The organism is Acinetobacter sp. PC34 (assembly GCF_051789135.1).
GTDB lineage: Bacteria > Pseudomonadota > Gammaproteobacteria > Pseudomonadales > Moraxellaceae > Acinetobacter > Acinetobacter johnsonii.
The window spans coordinates 3,361,687-3,377,136 of sequence record NZ_CP196664.1 but is presented as its reverse complement, the minus strand read 5'-3'; the positions used below and the strand labels follow the sequence as shown (position 1 = coordinate 3,377,136).

11 protein-coding genes and 1 pseudogene are annotated in these 15,450 nt (G+C 40.8%); 9 read left to right on the top strand and 3 right to left on the bottom strand.

The features are described 5' to 3' along the window. Positions 1-52 precede the first annotated feature (52 nt). The 5 genes and pseudogenes from ACSC9N_RS16425 to ACSC9N_RS16405 all read left to right on the top strand — a co-directional run bounded on the left by ACSC9N_RS16425 (position 53) and on the right by ACSC9N_RS16405 (position 3,821). Positions 53-727: an HNH endonuclease gene (locus ACSC9N_RS16425; protein WP_058952393.1), complete on the top strand. Its 675-nt coding sequence runs from the start codon at positions 53-55 to the stop codon at positions 725-727. Between the two features lie 260 nt (positions 728-987). Further along, the gene (locus ACSC9N_RS16420; protein WP_058952544.1) at positions 988-1,935 is read left to right on the top strand and encodes a pirin family protein; all 948 of its coding nucleotides are present in this window, start codon (positions 988-990) and stop codon (positions 1,933-1,935) included. A gap of 100 nt (positions 1,936-2,035) precedes the next feature. Beyond that, a complete protein-coding gene (locus ACSC9N_RS16415; protein ID WP_058952392.1) occupies positions 2,036-2,434 on the top strand; it encodes an OsmC family protein in 399 nt (132 codons plus the stop codon). A gap of 131 nt (positions 2,435-2,565) precedes the next feature. Further along, entirely contained in the window at positions 2,566-3,207 is a 642-nt protein-coding gene (locus tag ACSC9N_RS16410) for a glutathione S-transferase family protein (RefSeq protein WP_058952391.1), read from the top strand. Positions 3,208-3,221: 14 nt separating this feature from the next. Beyond that, a pseudogene (locus tag ACSC9N_RS16405) lies at positions 3,222-3,821 on the top strand (alpha/beta fold hydrolase). Between the two features lie 30 nt (positions 3,822-3,851). Here ACSC9N_RS16405 and ACSC9N_RS16400 read toward each other — a convergent pair. After that, positions 3,852-4,454 carry an SPOR domain-containing protein gene (locus ACSC9N_RS16400; protein WP_004684390.1) on the bottom strand — a complete coding sequence of 201 codons (603 nt, stop codon included), beginning with the start codon at positions 4,452-4,454 and terminating at the stop codon, positions 3,852-3,854. Positions 4,455-4,732: 278 nt separating this feature from the next. Beyond that, positions 4,733-6,538, bottom strand: coding sequence for an arginine--tRNA ligase (argS, locus tag ACSC9N_RS16395; RefSeq protein WP_130234901.1), 1,806 nt, complete (start codon positions 6,536-6,538; stop codon positions 4,733-4,735). 177 nt (positions 6,539-6,715) lie between these two features. Between argS and ACSC9N_RS16390 the strand changes: the two genes are divergently transcribed. Then, entirely contained in the window at positions 6,716-7,000 is a 285-nt protein-coding gene (locus ACSC9N_RS16390; protein WP_130234900.1) for a DUF2798 domain-containing protein, read from the top strand. 8 nt (positions 7,001-7,008) lie between these two features. Here ACSC9N_RS16390 and ACSC9N_RS16385 read toward each other — a convergent pair whose 3' ends face one another. Next, positions 7,009-7,608 carry a hypothetical protein gene (locus tag ACSC9N_RS16385; protein WP_439036093.1) on the bottom strand — a complete coding sequence of 200 codons (600 nt, stop codon included), beginning with the start codon at positions 7,606-7,608 and terminating at the stop codon, positions 7,009-7,011. 273 nt (positions 7,609-7,881) lie between these two features. Here ACSC9N_RS16385 and ACSC9N_RS16380 point away from each other — a divergent pair, with 273 nt between their 5' ends. The 3 genes from ACSC9N_RS16380 (at position 7,882) to ACSC9N_RS16370 (ending at position 15,450) form a co-directional block, all read left to right on the top strand. Beyond that, a complete protein-coding gene (locus ACSC9N_RS16380; protein ID WP_130234898.1) occupies positions 7,882-9,582 on the top strand; it encodes an NAD-dependent malic enzyme in 1,701 nt (566 codons plus the stop codon). Between the two features lie 152 nt (positions 9,583-9,734). Continuing rightward, complete coding sequence (locus ACSC9N_RS16375) at positions 9,735-13,049, top strand: type VI secretion system Vgr family protein (protein ID WP_130234897.1); 3,315 nt, start codon at positions 9,735-9,737, stop codon at positions 13,047-13,049. Then, positions 13,042-15,450 (top strand): LysM peptidoglycan-binding domain-containing protein, encoded by a 2,409-nt coding sequence (locus ACSC9N_RS16370; RefSeq protein WP_395477897.1) that lies wholly within the window; start codon positions 13,042-13,044, stop codon positions 15,448-15,450. The genes ACSC9N_RS16375 and ACSC9N_RS16370 overlap by 8 nt, the downstream gene beginning before the upstream one ends.

The following is a 15,450-nucleotide window of genomic DNA, read 5'->3' as shown; positions in this document are numbered from 1 at the left end:
TGAAAAGGACGCTTAGGCGTCCTTTTTTATATAACGAGGTAGGGAGAGAGGGATGAATTTTTATCATTGGTTAATACAGAATAAGAATCTTTCAAAGGCTACAGCTTTAAAATATGATTTAGTTATAAAAAATAGAATTAATGAGTGGTTACCTAGTTATGAGTTACCTCAAAACAGCATTGAGTTTGAAGCATTAAAGCAGACAATTTTTACTTTAGATATCTATCAAGATAGAAACCGAGTGGGGAATAATATGTATTCTTCTGCATTGAAGCATTATGGTGACTTTTTAAAAGAAATTGATGTTAATGATGAGTCAATATTTACGGAAAAACAAATATTTACAACAGATGCTGAGCGTTTAGTTAAAGTCAGACTGATTCAAAATAAGTTCAGGAAAAAGCTTTTTGATTTTTATCCCTATTGTGCAGTCACAGGCTTTAGTCATAGTAGATTGTTAATTGCATCCCATATTAAGCCTTGGGCAAAGTGTGATGGAAATGAAAAAGTAGATGTTTATAATGGATTCTTATTGTCTCCAAATTTTGACCGTCTATTTGATCAAGGATTTATTACTTTTCTTGACACGGGGATAGTTCAGATTTCGAAAAAGCTCAATAAGATTGATAAAGAGTTCTTTTCTATTCCAACACATTTAAAATTGCACTTGGATGTAAAACACCTGCCTTATCTACACTATCATCAGAATGAAATTTATATGGGGTAGGCATGAAAATTGAGAAATCTGTATATTTCATTTATCAAAAGGGCTTACACAATAATATTTTTCTTATTTTCAGGTGGTCGTAATCTTTAAAAAATAAAGATGTAACAACATTTTTACATTCACTCATTGCCTTGTAGTTAAGTTTTGAAAACACAAGATATTGTCCCAAGTTTAAGAATCAGCATTCTATTTTTAGGGATGTGCAGTTGGGAATCTGCTTGTTATGATCTAGGACATATGGATCTGTAATGAGTAAGCACATGACGAATAATAACTATACTGAACTATCACATTCGGATGACTGTGAAAAATACGTAAATCAATTCATTCAAGAGTTTCCACTGAGAAGTGCTGAAATCGGCCAAGGGACGGTCATCAAACGCGCGCTGCCAAGTCGCCATAAACGAATGATTGGTGCATGGTGTTTCTTAGATCATGCAGGCCCTGTAACCTTCCCTCAAGGGTACGGTTTAGATGTTGGCCCACATCCACATATCGGTTTGCAAACCTTTACATGGATGATAGAAGGCACCATGATGCATACCGACAGTTTGGGCAGCAAACAGCTGATTCGTCCAAAACAGGTCAATTTAATGACCGCAGGACACGGGATTTCCCATACGGAAGTCGCACCAGATACAGAAACTAAAATGCATGCAGCACAATTGTGGATTGCATTGCCTGATGCACAAATTGCTGTTGAACCCCGTTTCGATCACTATCCAGAACTGCCAGTGGTGGAAAAAGATGGGGTGGAATTTACCGTTTTGGTCGGAGAGTTTTTAAATACTACCTCACCTGTGAGTGTTTATACCGAGCTGTTAGGAGTGGACTTAAGCGCAACAGAAAGCACCAAAACCCGTTTAACACTCAATCCTAACTTTGAATATGGCTTTATGGCTTTAGAAGGAACTGCTACGGTCAATGGACACGAACTGACTGAAGACAATATGGTGGTGCTCGAGCAGGGTGTAAGTGCGATTGAAATTGAAATCCATGCTGGCAGTCGCTTGTTACTGTTAGGTGGTGAGCCATTTGAAAGTCCAATTTTACTGTGGTGGAATTTTGTGGGTCGTACTCAAGAAGAATTAAAAATTGCGCGTGATCAGTGGATTGCGCAAGATGAACGTTTTGGTTCAATTCCTGACTATGAAGGCCCGCGCTTGGAAGCTCCGGCATTTCCAGACCAAATGCGCGCTTCAAAATAAAGGGAATACTGCGAAAAATCGTTTAACAATAGAATAGGTGGACAGTTTAAATACTTGAAACCTATTCAAAATAATTCAATGAAAAATAGGATAATAAAAAATGGCAATAATTGCGAATGCGGAAGTCAAAACATGCGTCGAAGCATGGTCTGGTCAAGTAAGCAGTGGGCGACATCAATTCATCACCGATAAACCAGCGTCTTTTGGCGGTCAGGACAAAGGCCCAGCACCTTATGACTTTATTTGTACAGGTTTGATTTCCTGCACCATGATTACCCTAAGGATGTATGCGCAGCACAAAGGTATCGAGTGGGGGGCTTTTAGTGTGGAAGCAGATTTTAATGCCAATAAAGAAGGCCGAGAATGGATTAGTCGTCGTTTGTCGTTTGAGCAAACATTGACAGAAGAAGTGCGCCAAAAAATCTTAGACATCTGTCAAAAAACACCGGTCACTAAAACTTTATTACGTTCCGTCGAGATTGAAACTTCAATTGTTTAACTCGCTTGACGGTTTTTTATAGGTGGTAAAGGATTTTGCGCGACTGGGTATTCATGTATATCGACAGGTGCAAAATCCAAATTTTAGCGTAAAGTGAGTGCTAGATTTCAATTAAAACAAAAGGCACAACAATGATTACCCTGCACCATTTGGAACATTCACGCTCTTTACGCATTTTATGGGCTTTGGAAGAGTTAGGGCTGGAGTATGAGGTGAAGTTTTATAAACGTCTGCCGACCTATGCTGCGCCACCTGAGTTAAAAAACATTCATCCCTTAGGTAAAGCCCCTGTTTTGACCGATGGTGATTTGGTCATAGCAGAATCTGCGGTGATTTTAGAATACTTGCAAGCCACCTACGATACAGAACATAAGTTTAAACCGCAAAATCCAAAGGATTTAATGCAATACAACTACTGGATGCATTATGCCGAAGGCTCTTTGATGCCATATTTGGTTATGACCTTGGTGATGAGTAATGTACCCAAGCATGTTCCCTTTCTAATTAAACCGCTTGCCAATAAAATTTGTGATGGGGTGAAAGGCGGTTTTATTAATCCACGCTTGAAAGAGCACAGTGCATATTTGGAAGATTATTTATCTCAACATGACTATTTTGCAGGTGATTTTTCCTTTGCCGATATTCAAATGAGCTTTCCTGTGGTGGCGATGCAAGAGCGGGTAAAAGCCCATAACCCTCAAATGGTTGCTTATGCACAGCGCATTCAGCAGCGCCCAGCATTTAAAAAAGCCAAAGAGCTCAGTGGTTTCTAGTGGGTTGTGATGATTTGAACCTGATTTTTTTGCCCGGTGCATCGGGCAATACGGCATTTTGGCAACCTGTTATCCAACTCCTACAGGACGATTCAACCATGGTCGTCGCTTATCCGAGCTTTGGTGGTTATCCTGATGATGTGGGTGTGCAAAGTTTTGAGAGCTTACAAGACGATGTATTGAATCAAATTCAACAGCCTTCTGTGGTCATTGCACAATCTATGGGTGGCATTTTTGCAGTACAAGCTGCCCTACAAAAACCTGAACAGGTGCGGGCCTTGGTGCTCGTGGCAACCTCAGGCGGCATTGATTTAAGTCCTTTTCAACTGGCGGATTGGAGAGAGGATTATCAACAGAGCTTTACGGTTCCTGATTAGTTTATTCAGCATCAGTCTGATTTGACGGACAGTTTGGAGCATATCCGTTGTCCAGTTCTGCTGATTTGGGGCGATGCAGATCCGATTAGTCCTGTTGCGGTGGGGCAGGCCTTACACCGTCAAATCCCACATGCTAAATTGCACATCGTGTCACAGGGTCAACATGATTTGGCTTATGTGCATGCGGAGCATGTTGCGCAATTGATTCAAAATTTTCTCGTCAAACTCAGAGTATAAAAAAGGATGCCGAGGCATCCTTTTTTTGTTTTAGCGTTTGACCACAATTGAGTCAATGCCACTATGTTGTAGGGTTTGTTGCGCAATCACTGCGGCTTCTTGCGAGTCATATGGCCCTGAAATCACGCGATACCATGTTTGGCCACCTTCAACGGTTTTGACGACATCGGCAGAGAGACCATTTAAGATAATTTCTGCACGACGTGCATCGGCACTGTCTGGGTCAGGGTAACTGCGGACTTGCAATATAAAACTTGGCGCTTGCGGTGTCGGTGCTGCTTCGGTTAAACCCGGTTCAGCAGGGGTGCTTTCTTCGGCAGCAGGTGCTTCAACAATCACCACAGTGCTTGGATTGTCTTTGGTTTCAGGAATGGCTTGATCAGGAATCGGCGTCACTTGCTGCTGTGGCAGTAGGTCATAGAAACGGTAGTCTTTATTGGTTTCTTCTTGATAATGTTCCGAAGTGATTTGCCCTTTCGGCTTCACTGGTGCCCAAGGTTTCCACAGTAACAGTGCTACAGCAAAACAGAGCACGATTAAAATGACCACAAGTGTACCGAGCCAAGCTGGAATCAGTGGCTTTTTGGGTTTGTTCGGTCTTTCAGATACACCGCGCTGCGTTTTTCCAAACACGTGGAAACCTCTTTTCTTCTAATCAATATGAGGGACTGGCCCATTCTTTGCTTTATTTTAGTACTTGGCCTCAAGCAATTAAAAGAGGCGTCATTGTAAAATAAAGAATCGCTTTGCAAAATTCAAGTTTCACAAAGCGAGCAATACATCGGGGTTGATATGGCTACTTCGGGCAAAGCCCTTCATCTTGCGACGATGTGCAAAGCGTTGCTTTTTACATCGGTACCTCAAGCATAGCTTTCGGTCTTACAGCCATGTGTGAAGCTTTGCTTTGCTGGTTACATCGTCTCAGGTGCAGACACACCTAGTAACTCTAAACCATTACGCAAAACTTGTTGTACGTTTATTGAAAGTAATAAACGGGCTTGCGAAAGGGCAATATTCTGTTCGTCGATAATTCTTGTATTATCCAAGTTATACCAACCATGAAATAACGCCGCGAGTTCTTTCAAATAGTTACCCACTTGGTGTGGTTCATAGCTATTTGCTGCACGAAGCACAATTTCAGGATAGGCCGCAAGTTTGGCAAGAATTTCAGTTTCAGCATCAAGAGTTAATAAGGTCGCATCGTAATCAGCTGCTTTGCTACGATCAAAACTAATGCCTTTTTCAGGTGCTTTCACATCGACCATACGATTGACACGTGCATGCGCATATTGGATGTAGTACACCGCATTGTCTTTGCTTTGTGAAACTGCAAGGTCTAAGTCAAAGTCAATGTGTTGCTCAGACTTACGCATCACGTAGTAGAAACGCGCAGCATCATTGCCCACTTCTTTACGCAGGTCGCGTAAAGTCACGAACTGACCAGAACGAGATGACATTTGTACCATCTCACCACCACGCCATAGGCTGACGAACTGAACTAAAAGCACAGTCAGTTTTTTCGAATCATACCCCAAGGCATCAATGGCTGCTTTGACCCGTGAAATATAGCCATGGTGGTCTGAGCCCCAGATATCAATGATATCGGTATAGCCACGTTGTAATTTGTTCAGATGATAAGCAATGTCAGAAGCAAAGTAAGTGGTTTGCCCATTACGACGTTTCACAACACGGTCTTTTTCATCGCCAAATTCAGTCGATTTGAACCAAATGTTGCCGTCTTTTTCGTATAAGAAACCACGTTGTTCTAAAGTGACTAAAGCTTCATCAATTTTGTCTGTCAATGAGGCTTCGCTGAACCATTGGTTAAAGGTTACGCCAAACTCGCCCAAGTCATCTTTGATGTCATCTAAGATCGCGTTAAGCGCTGCTTGGTGGAATACGCGGTAAGCTTCACCGATTAAGCTTTGTGAATTATGAATCAAACCATCAATGTGCTTTTCTTTGTCGCCTGAAAGGACAACTTTATTGCCTTCAGCATCGAGTTCTTCTGCATATTGCACATCTTCAGGAACATCTTTATACACATCTGCTACAGGGCGAACGTAAGCATCGCCATCAGCATCGATAATACTTTGCGCGATTTCTTTAACATAATCGCCTTGATAGGCATTTTTAGGGAAAACCAGTTCTTGGCCTGTTAATTCGAGGTAGCGTAAATAGGTAGATGTTGCAAGGATGTCCATTTGACGGCCTGCATCATTCACATAATATTCACGGTCTACGGTTGCACCTGTTGCTTCAAGCAAGGTTGCAACCGTCATCCCATAGGCTGCGCCACGACCATGACCAACGTGCAAGCTAGACGTTGGGTTGGCAGAAACGAATTCTACTTGTATTTTTTTCGCAGCATTGGCTTGAGTGCGGCCAAATTGCTTGCCTTGCGCTTGAATTTGATCAAGTACAGCAAAACGTTGGTCAGCATTTAAAAAGAAGTTAATAAAGCCAGGGCCTGCGATTTCTGCTTTGCTGATGTCCGCCACTTCTGGCAGCGCAGCAAGAATTTTTTCGGCTAAATCACGAGGCTTCATACCCGCAGCTTTAGAGGCAATCATCGCGATATTGGACGCGAAATCCCCGTGGCTTCGGTCTTTGGTACGCGTCAAAGTACTGCTGTTGTTCCAGTCTGCTGGAAGGATACCTTCAGCTTGAAGGTTTTGTACTGCGTGCTCGAGAGCTGCTTGGATTGCCGTGTTCATATTCAGTCGAAAATTTGATGTCGCAGAAAAACGCTAAATATAGCAAATTTCCACGTCTTTAGGTGAATCCATTTTCATAGAATAAAAAATGTTCGAAAACTGCTAACGATTGCGCTGCAATAAACATGAAAAGAACAGTATGATGAAAATCAAAACGCATACTTTTAAGGATAAAACGTGTCTGAACAGCGGCCCATGATCATTGGGAATATTCCCAAGTTACCAGCAAAATATGCCATGTTTATTTTGCCGTTTTTTATCTCATTTTTTATGAGTGGCATTATCTCGATGATCAATCTTTGGCGCAATTTGGGCTGGGTGGACAATTTCCTACAGGTTTGGCTTTCCTCATGGATGATGTCTTGGGTGGTGGCCTATCCTGTAGTGCTTATTGTACTGCCGATTGTGCGCCGTTTGACCGGTGTGTTTGTCGATATGTCACATTTGAACCCACTCAAATAACCTCCATTTTAGCTATTTTCACGGCATGAGACAGGTTTGCTTAGGAGTTCCGCATTTTGGTTTTGAAAACGATACAGTTTGCTGGCATGAAAGAGTTTAATCACTTTGGCACTGGCAAGCTGTTGTTGAAAACGACTTAGGGTTTGGCGTTGAAATGGATCAAAGGGATTGCCGTAGTTTTTGTTGTCGAGTAAAAACTGAATCTGTCCTGCTTCTTTATCATAGCCGTATAAGATACGTTTGCCTTGCGTATCTTGAAGTTCAAACGTAGGCGGATGACTGCTGATTTTACAATTAAGACGCAGTGAGAGTACAAAGCCTTCGGTCGATTTGTTTTGTAGCTGATAAATCCCTTGTTTTTCATTTTCCAAATAGACCCATTGGTTCAAGGGTAAATTTGCACTGAGTTGCTCATATTGCTCGATGGTGGCTTTACTGATATCGACAATGCCTTTGGGATCGATTTCAGGCAGTTTTTCGTTATGACCAAATAGCCCTGTAATTTTATCACTCACTGTCGTTTGCGCCGTAGAAATGGACTGGCATGCTGTCATTTGTGTGAGGTAAAGACATGTAGGGCTCAACAACATCAGTTTTTTGATGATCATTTTTAATATAAAGAAGAAATAAAAGCGTTAGCTTAGCTTGAGCTTTATTTAAGTTCAAATTTTATCCATGCGCTATTTGACTGAAAAGACTGCCGCAAACTTGATTTTTGCGTTGCGTCGGTTTGATTTTTATTTTCAGACTAAATCGCTTTGATAATTACATCACGCTTATAAATATCAAAAGACGAGCAAATGACGCTAAGCTAGTAGCCGAATTAGATGCATAGATTCTCCCCATAGGTTCATCTAAATCTATGTATAACGAGATAGGTAATGACGACAGAATATTTAAAGACAAAACAACCCTTATACATCCCTTATGCGGGCAATACCTTACTTGAGTTGCCGCTGTTAAATAAAGGATCGGCGTTTACGGAAGAAGAGCGCACTCGCTTCAACTTGCATGGTTTAATTCCACATGTTGAAGAAAGCATTGAAGAACAAAGTCAGCGTTCTTATCAACAATATTGTGCTTTTAATGATGCGATCAATAAGCACATTTACTTGCGTAATATTCAAGACACTAACGAAACCTTGTTCTATCACCTCATTGAAAACCATTTAAGTGAGATGATGCCGATCATCTATACCCCAACGGTGGGTGAGGCCTGTCAGCGTTTCTCGGATATTTATCGCCGCCATCGTGGCACATTTATTTCTTATCCAGACCGTGCGCATATTGATGACATCTTGCATAACATCAACAAGAAAAATGTCAAAGTCATTGTGATTACCGATGGCGAGCGTATTTTAGGCTTGGGAGACCAAGGCATTGGCGGGATGGGTATTCCGATTGGAAAGTTGTCGCTCTATACTGCGTGTGGTGGTATTAGCCCAGCTTATACTTTACCAATTACCCTCGATGTCGGGACCAATAATCAGCAGTTACTGAATGACCCAATTTATATGGGTTGGAATCAACCGCGTATCAGTGGTGATGAGTACTATGCTTTTGTTGATGAAGTGATTGCTGCGATCAAGCGTCGTTGGCCGAAAGCCTTAATTCAATTTGAAGATTTTGCGCAAAATAATGCCATGCCGTTATTGAATAAGTACCGTGATGAAATCTGTTGTTTTAATGATGATATTCAAGGTACCGCAGCCGTTTCTGTGGGCAGTTTGATTGCTGCATCACGTGCGGCAGGTAAACAGCTCAAAGATCAAACCGTTACCTTCTTAGGTGCAGGTTCAGCAGGCTGTGGGATTGCTGAGCAAATTGTTGCACAGATGAAAGTTGAGGGTTTAACTGATGCCGAAGCACGTGCACGCGTGTATATGGTCGATCGTTTTGGTTTAATCACTGAAAATCAGCCGAATCTACTCGATTTCCAACGTAAATTGGCGCAAAAGCCAGACGTGATTGCGCAATGGGGTAATGCTGAAGAGGTGATTTCACTGCTTGATGTCGTGAAAAATGCCAAACCTACTGTGTTGATTGGAGTATCGGGTCAGCCGGGTTTATTCACTGAAGAAGTGATTCGCACTTTGGCGTCGAACTGTGATCGTCCGATTGTATTGCCACTGTCTAATCCAACGTCGCGTGTAGAAGCAGTGCCAGCAGATATTATTCACTGGACGGACGGCAAGGCTTTGATTGCGACGGGCAGTCCTTTTGCTCCTGTCAATTATCAAGGCAAAATTTATAATATTTCGCAATGTAATAACTCATACATCTTCCCAGGCATTGGGTTGGGCGTGATTGCGGCCAATGCAACCCGTGTGACCGATTCGATGCTGATTGCATCGAGTAATGCTTTGGCAGATTGCTCACCGATGTTGACTAACCCTACAGCAGATTTATTGCCTGAGATTGATGAAATTCAGAAAGTCTCTAAGTTGATAGCATTCAAAGTGGCCAAAGCAGCAATGGATGCAGGTGTAGCCCCGATTATTAGTGATGAGCAATTGCAACACGCGATTGAGAAAAACTTCTGGAAGCCAGAGTATCGTCACTATAAACGTGTCGCCTTCTAAAGCTGAAAATGAGATTGAACAAAAAGGAGCGTAATGCTCCTTTTTGTTTTTTTGAGAGCTGCGTCTTCATTAACATTATTTTACTAGATTAAAAAAAAGACATTTTGTACACTCCGCGCACAAGTATAAAAACCAATAACTTAACAATGATCATGTTCAATTCTATTTATAAAATGCTGGAATCCTTTGGGTTTGGCTCGCAAAAACGTGCTGTGCATATTCATTTTTCCAATCTGGCTTTGAACACACAGGTGTTTATTCAGCGCATTGAGGGTGAACATCGCATTAATCAGGGCCTAAAAGCTGAAATCCTATGTTTATCGACCAATGCTTATTTGCCTTTAAAACAGTTCATTGGTGGGCGAGTCGCGGTTGATCAGGTCACGGATGTGGGGCAGCTGTCGCGTCTGACGGGAGTGATTACCAGTGCCAGTCAGGGTCAAAGTGATGGCGCGCTAACTGTTTATAAACTCACTATTGAAGATGCAACAACGCTGTGGCATAAGCGCAGAAACAGTCGTGTGTTTATGAGCAAAAGTGTTCGTGAAATTACTGAAATTCTGTTTAGCGAATGGCAAAGTCACAGCACGTTATTTGCAGCCAGCTTAAGCCTGAACTTAGAGGGTTTGAGTCGTGATTATGATGTACGACCCTTTGTCATGCAGTCTAATGAAACCGACGCTGAATTTCTCACTCGACTATGGCGGAGTGAAGGGATTAATTGGTTGATCGATGAACAAGCTCCGACGGTGCTCAGTTCGTCGGAACCGATTCAGGCACAGCAACTTCGTTTGATGGATGATAATCAAGCTTTTACAGCACTGGGCCGCCGAAAGATTCGTTTCCACTGTAGCCATGCCACTGAGCCTTTTGATAGCATCACCAGTTTTATTGCTGAACGTCACTTACAATCCACCACGGTACAGACGCAGCGTTGGCAAGCGCAACATTTAGCTCAAGATCAGAGTCAGGCTGTATTGAGTGCACATCAGCATAGTGATCAACAAGACAATGAAAGTTTGGGTCTGGAACAAGCCTGGTGTGTCAGTCCAGCATGGACGGCTGATCTACAAGGTGAGGATCAGGCCACGTCTGCTAATAGCAGTCAACTAGATCGTCTCAACCAACAACTGAACCAATATCATGAGCTTCAGGCCAAATATTTCACAGCAAAAAGTAGCGTTCGAGATGCGCAAGTGGGCTATTGGTTTGAAATGGTGGATCATCCTGAAATAGAACAGCATGTGTCCGCAGAGCGTGAATTTCTCATTTTAGGCAAAGTTTTTTATAACCAAAATAATTTACCCAAAGAGTTATTACAGCAAATCAATCTGTTATTAAAAGTAAGTCGCTGGCAAGGTCTGAATGAGGAACGGCAAGCCAATGAACTCTTTGTCGTACGCCGTGAGGTCAAAATTGTTCCTGAATATCAAGCGTGGATACACCGTCCAGCAGCCTATCCTTTACGTGCCAAAGTTGTCGGGCCTGAAGGGGAAGAAATTTATGTGGATGCATGGGGACGGATTAAAGTTCGCTTTATGTTTACACGTAGTGATGACCATGCTCATGATGGTGGGGCGGGTGCAAATGACAATGACACGGACTCGGCTTGGGTCGATGTATTGACCCCATGGGCGGGTGAGGGGTATGGCGTACGTTTTCATCCGCGTGTTGGAGAAATTGTGGTCATCGACTTCTTTGAGGGGGATGTCGATCGACCCTTTGTAGTAGGACGCATTCATGAGGCCGAGCGCCACCAAACCATGTTTGATGTGAAAGGGACATTGCCTGCGACGAAAAAACTCAGCGGGATTCGTTCACAAGAGGTTGCAGGGCAAGGCTTTAACCAACTGCGTTTTGATGATACGACAGGGCAAATTAGTGTGCAGCTACACAGCAGTCATGGAGCGAGTCAGCTCAATCTCGGTAACCTCAGTCATCCAAAAGAAACTGAGAACAGTGATGGGCGTGGTGAGGGGTTTGAGCTAAGAACGGATCAATGGGGAGCCATGCGTGCAGGCAAAGGCCTCTTGATTAGTACCTATGCACAGGATCAAGCGGTCGCAGATCATTTGGCTGCATCCGAAGCCCAGTCCATCTTGCAGCAAGGTCATGACAGTATGCACATGCTGAGTACTTTGGCTGTTAAACAACAGACTGATGCACTGAATGTGATCAATCGTCTGCCTAAATTGATTCAGTCTGTAGAGCTAAAAGGGGCCAATCAAGCCCTCCAAGCAACTGTTGGTTTATTTAAAACTGCAGTCAGTCAGGATCCGATTTCGGCATTAAAAACGTGTGGTGGTTTTATTGAGGATATTCAAAAATTTGGTCAAGACACAGACAATTTGATCAATGAATTTAAAGATTATTTTCAGGATGCAGAGGCTTCAATAGAAAATTTAAAAGCCTTTATTGATAACCTCGAAGAACATGGTACAGATGCTTTAAAAAGTCAGTTGCAAGGCGTGAAAGACAAATTGAATGCGGATCCACTCGGCGCTTTAAAAGATGTTGGTAAAGTGATTGCGAATGTTGATATGAGAGACTTTGACCTGACGAGTGCTTGCGGAAGCTTTAATAAAGGCAGCAAATTGGATGTTAATCCCATGCAGGCATTGGTCTCCATGCAAGGTTTTATGGAGACATATGCTCAAGAGGCAGAGCAAACGCAGGATACTCAGAATCAAGCTCAAGCGAAGATCTTTCGTCAGGCTTTAATGCTGCTGGCTTCCCCCAATGGTATTGCTTTAACGACGCCTGAAGATATTGTTTTACAAGCTTCTCAAGACATTGCTGAAAGCGCACAGGGGTCCATTAACTTAAGTGCCCAGAAGAATATTATTGCGCATGCGCAGGATAAAGTGAGCTTATTTGCTGCACAAAAAGGGCTAAAAGCATTTGCAGCAAAAGGAAAAGTCGAATTACAGGCACAAGATGATGCGATAGAGGCGATTGCGCGTAAGGTGATTAAGCTAATTTCAACAGAAGATAAAATAGAAATAACCAGTCCGAAAGAAATTGTACTGACTGCTGGTGGTTCACAGCTCAAAATTAATGGGGATGGGATTTTTACGACAACAGGTGGAAAGTTTGAAAGTAAGGCGGGTCAGCATAGTTTTGTGGGTGGTGCAAAAGTATCTTATGAGGTTCCTGAATTACCAAGCAGTGGTCCATTTACTAAATTATTCCATTTTGTGTCACTAGAAGGTGAGAAAATGGAAAATGCAATGATACAAATTTATGAAAAAATAAATGAGAACTATGTTTTTAAATTAGATTCGAAAATTGATAAATCTATTTTTAGACTAGAAAATGATGAAAAAAATATTGAGTATAAAGCATTGGTTGGGTTCGATGATTGGGTTTCATGGTTTGATGATGAAGAAGAGGAATTACAAGAAGAAATAGATTTAGGTGAGCATCACAATCCATATGATAAAGAGTCTGGAAATCAGTATGAGTAATGTACATATCGTAAAAAAAGGGGATACGCTTTGGGGTATCTCAAACAAATATAATATTAGTCTTAATGAGTTAGTTGAAATAAATGGTTTATATGGTAAAAAGAAAAATTTATTAAAGATTGGGCAAAAGATATATTTGAAAAAAAATAATAGTAGAAAAATTGATACATTTTTAACAATAAAAGTTTATGATCTAAAGTGGGAATCAATTCCTCAAGCTAAGCTATTACTAGAGTATGATGGTCAGTGTCATTTAATGACTAGCGATGATAATGGGTTAATTAAAGATATTCAAATTGAAGATGCTTTGAAAGGTATAAAAATAAGTTTATATACATTAAAAAATATATTTGAACTTATAGCTCATCATAAAACATTGCCGATGGGGAAAAAAATATTAAAACTAAGTTCTCGTGCAATGATATTAAAAGGTAATACTTATCAAGTTGAGGGTGTAGCTAGAACAAATACACAAGCAATTGAAAAAGAATTGAAAGTTAATGGTAAGAAAGCGCAGAATACATCTGGGACATCTGGGACATCTGGGACATCTGGGACATCTGGGACATCTGGGACATCTGGGACATCTGGGACATCTGGGACATCTGAAACAAGAGTGGAAGGTGGATTACCTGCTGTCACAGTAGCTGCAGTATATTCTGAAGAAAATTTATATTTACATCCAGATAATGAAAAATATCGAAGAATAATTATTAACGCAGCAAAAAAATATAATTTAGCGCCACAAGCCTTAGCTGCAAAAATTAACGCAGAAGCTGGTACAAAAAGAGGAAGTCAAGAATGGAATGCTCAAGCACGTGCTTCAACATCATCTGCAGTAGGATTAACTCAGTTTTTAAGTGGCACTTGGTATGAGATATGTACACGTTCTACTTATAGTGACACATTACTTCAAAAACATGTTATTAAGAAAAAATTAATCTCTAATTTTCAAGAGAATATGGCTCTTAAGTTAATTTCGGTAAAAGATAAAGAAAAATTAAAAGCTCTTGGAACGGACCCTACTTTTTCGGTGGATTCAGCAGCGGCATATGCTAGGGCAAATATTGATATAGTTACAAACATATATAGAAAGGTCGATAGTTTAGAACCTAGTGATCTCGCAAAAGTTGGATATGTAGCTCATCATGATGGTCCAACAGGGTTTGGCAAAATAATTGAAGCAACAAACGACTCTTCATGGTCAAAACTACAAGGGCAAGTGTGTTCCAAAGATAGTCCTAATTGCAGTACATTACAAAATTATAAGGAAAGATTTAGTAATGGGAGGGATGCATATCGATGGTGGTTATGTACTGAATATACAGATGCAAAAATTAATGTAAATCGATTTACCCTTAGCCCTGCTGATGGGAAAAAATTTAAGAATGCTCGAACAATGGAGGAAATTATTGTTTTTCTAGGTGGTAAAGCTTTAGTTCGGCCAAGTAAAGAATTCGAGAAAAAGAAAGGAGCTAATGATACCCAAGCAACAGAAAATATTAGTATTATTATTACATCCATTGTAAATAATAAGGTTGAACCCAGTATTCAGTATTTCGTAAAATCTAAATATGGGTTAAAACCACATTTGACAAATGAAAATGGTCATGAAGTTATTAAAATTAAAAAAGGAGATAAGCTTGAAATCATTTTCGATAATCAAGTTTTAACTTCAATCACTTCGATAAAAGATAAAGAAGAATTTAGGATTAATTTTCCAATTACTCAAGAAAAAAATATACAGAAGAAAACACAAGAAGTGAGTACAAACAACGAACAGAAGCTCAATTTTGATGGTTGGAGAAATCCACTTAATGGTACTTGTCAAGTGAGGCGGTTTGGTTATAAATCATTACCCTTAAAGGCAAATGCTGCAACTTATAATCAAAGTAATTTACAGCAGGCAACTAAGGTTGCATCAGGGTTTAATCGAACAACTTATAGATCTAGTGGAATGCATCAAGGTCTTGATCTTGAGGCTGATAATGGTGCCAATGTTTATCCAGTTTGTGTTGGTACCATTGCAAAAGTAATTCCATCATATCCAGGTTATGGAAAAACGATTATTTTAGAATGTGACATAAATGATTTGCCAGTTTCAAAAAAAGCTTTAGCAAAAAACATAGACACAATTTACTTTGTTTATGCACATTTAAATTCTATAAATGTAACAGAGGGAGCTATTATAACCACTCTAGATACTATTCTTGGGAAAACAGGTAATACTGGTAATGCCGGAAGTATGACAAGAATTGAGGATGGTGCACATTTGCATTTTGAGGTCAGAACAGAGATAACGAAATCAATGGGGAAATCTGGAATGACGTATAGACAAGACCCATTTCCTTGGTTAGATAATTGTAAGACCACTGAAAATGGTGTTAAATTAAATAGGTAA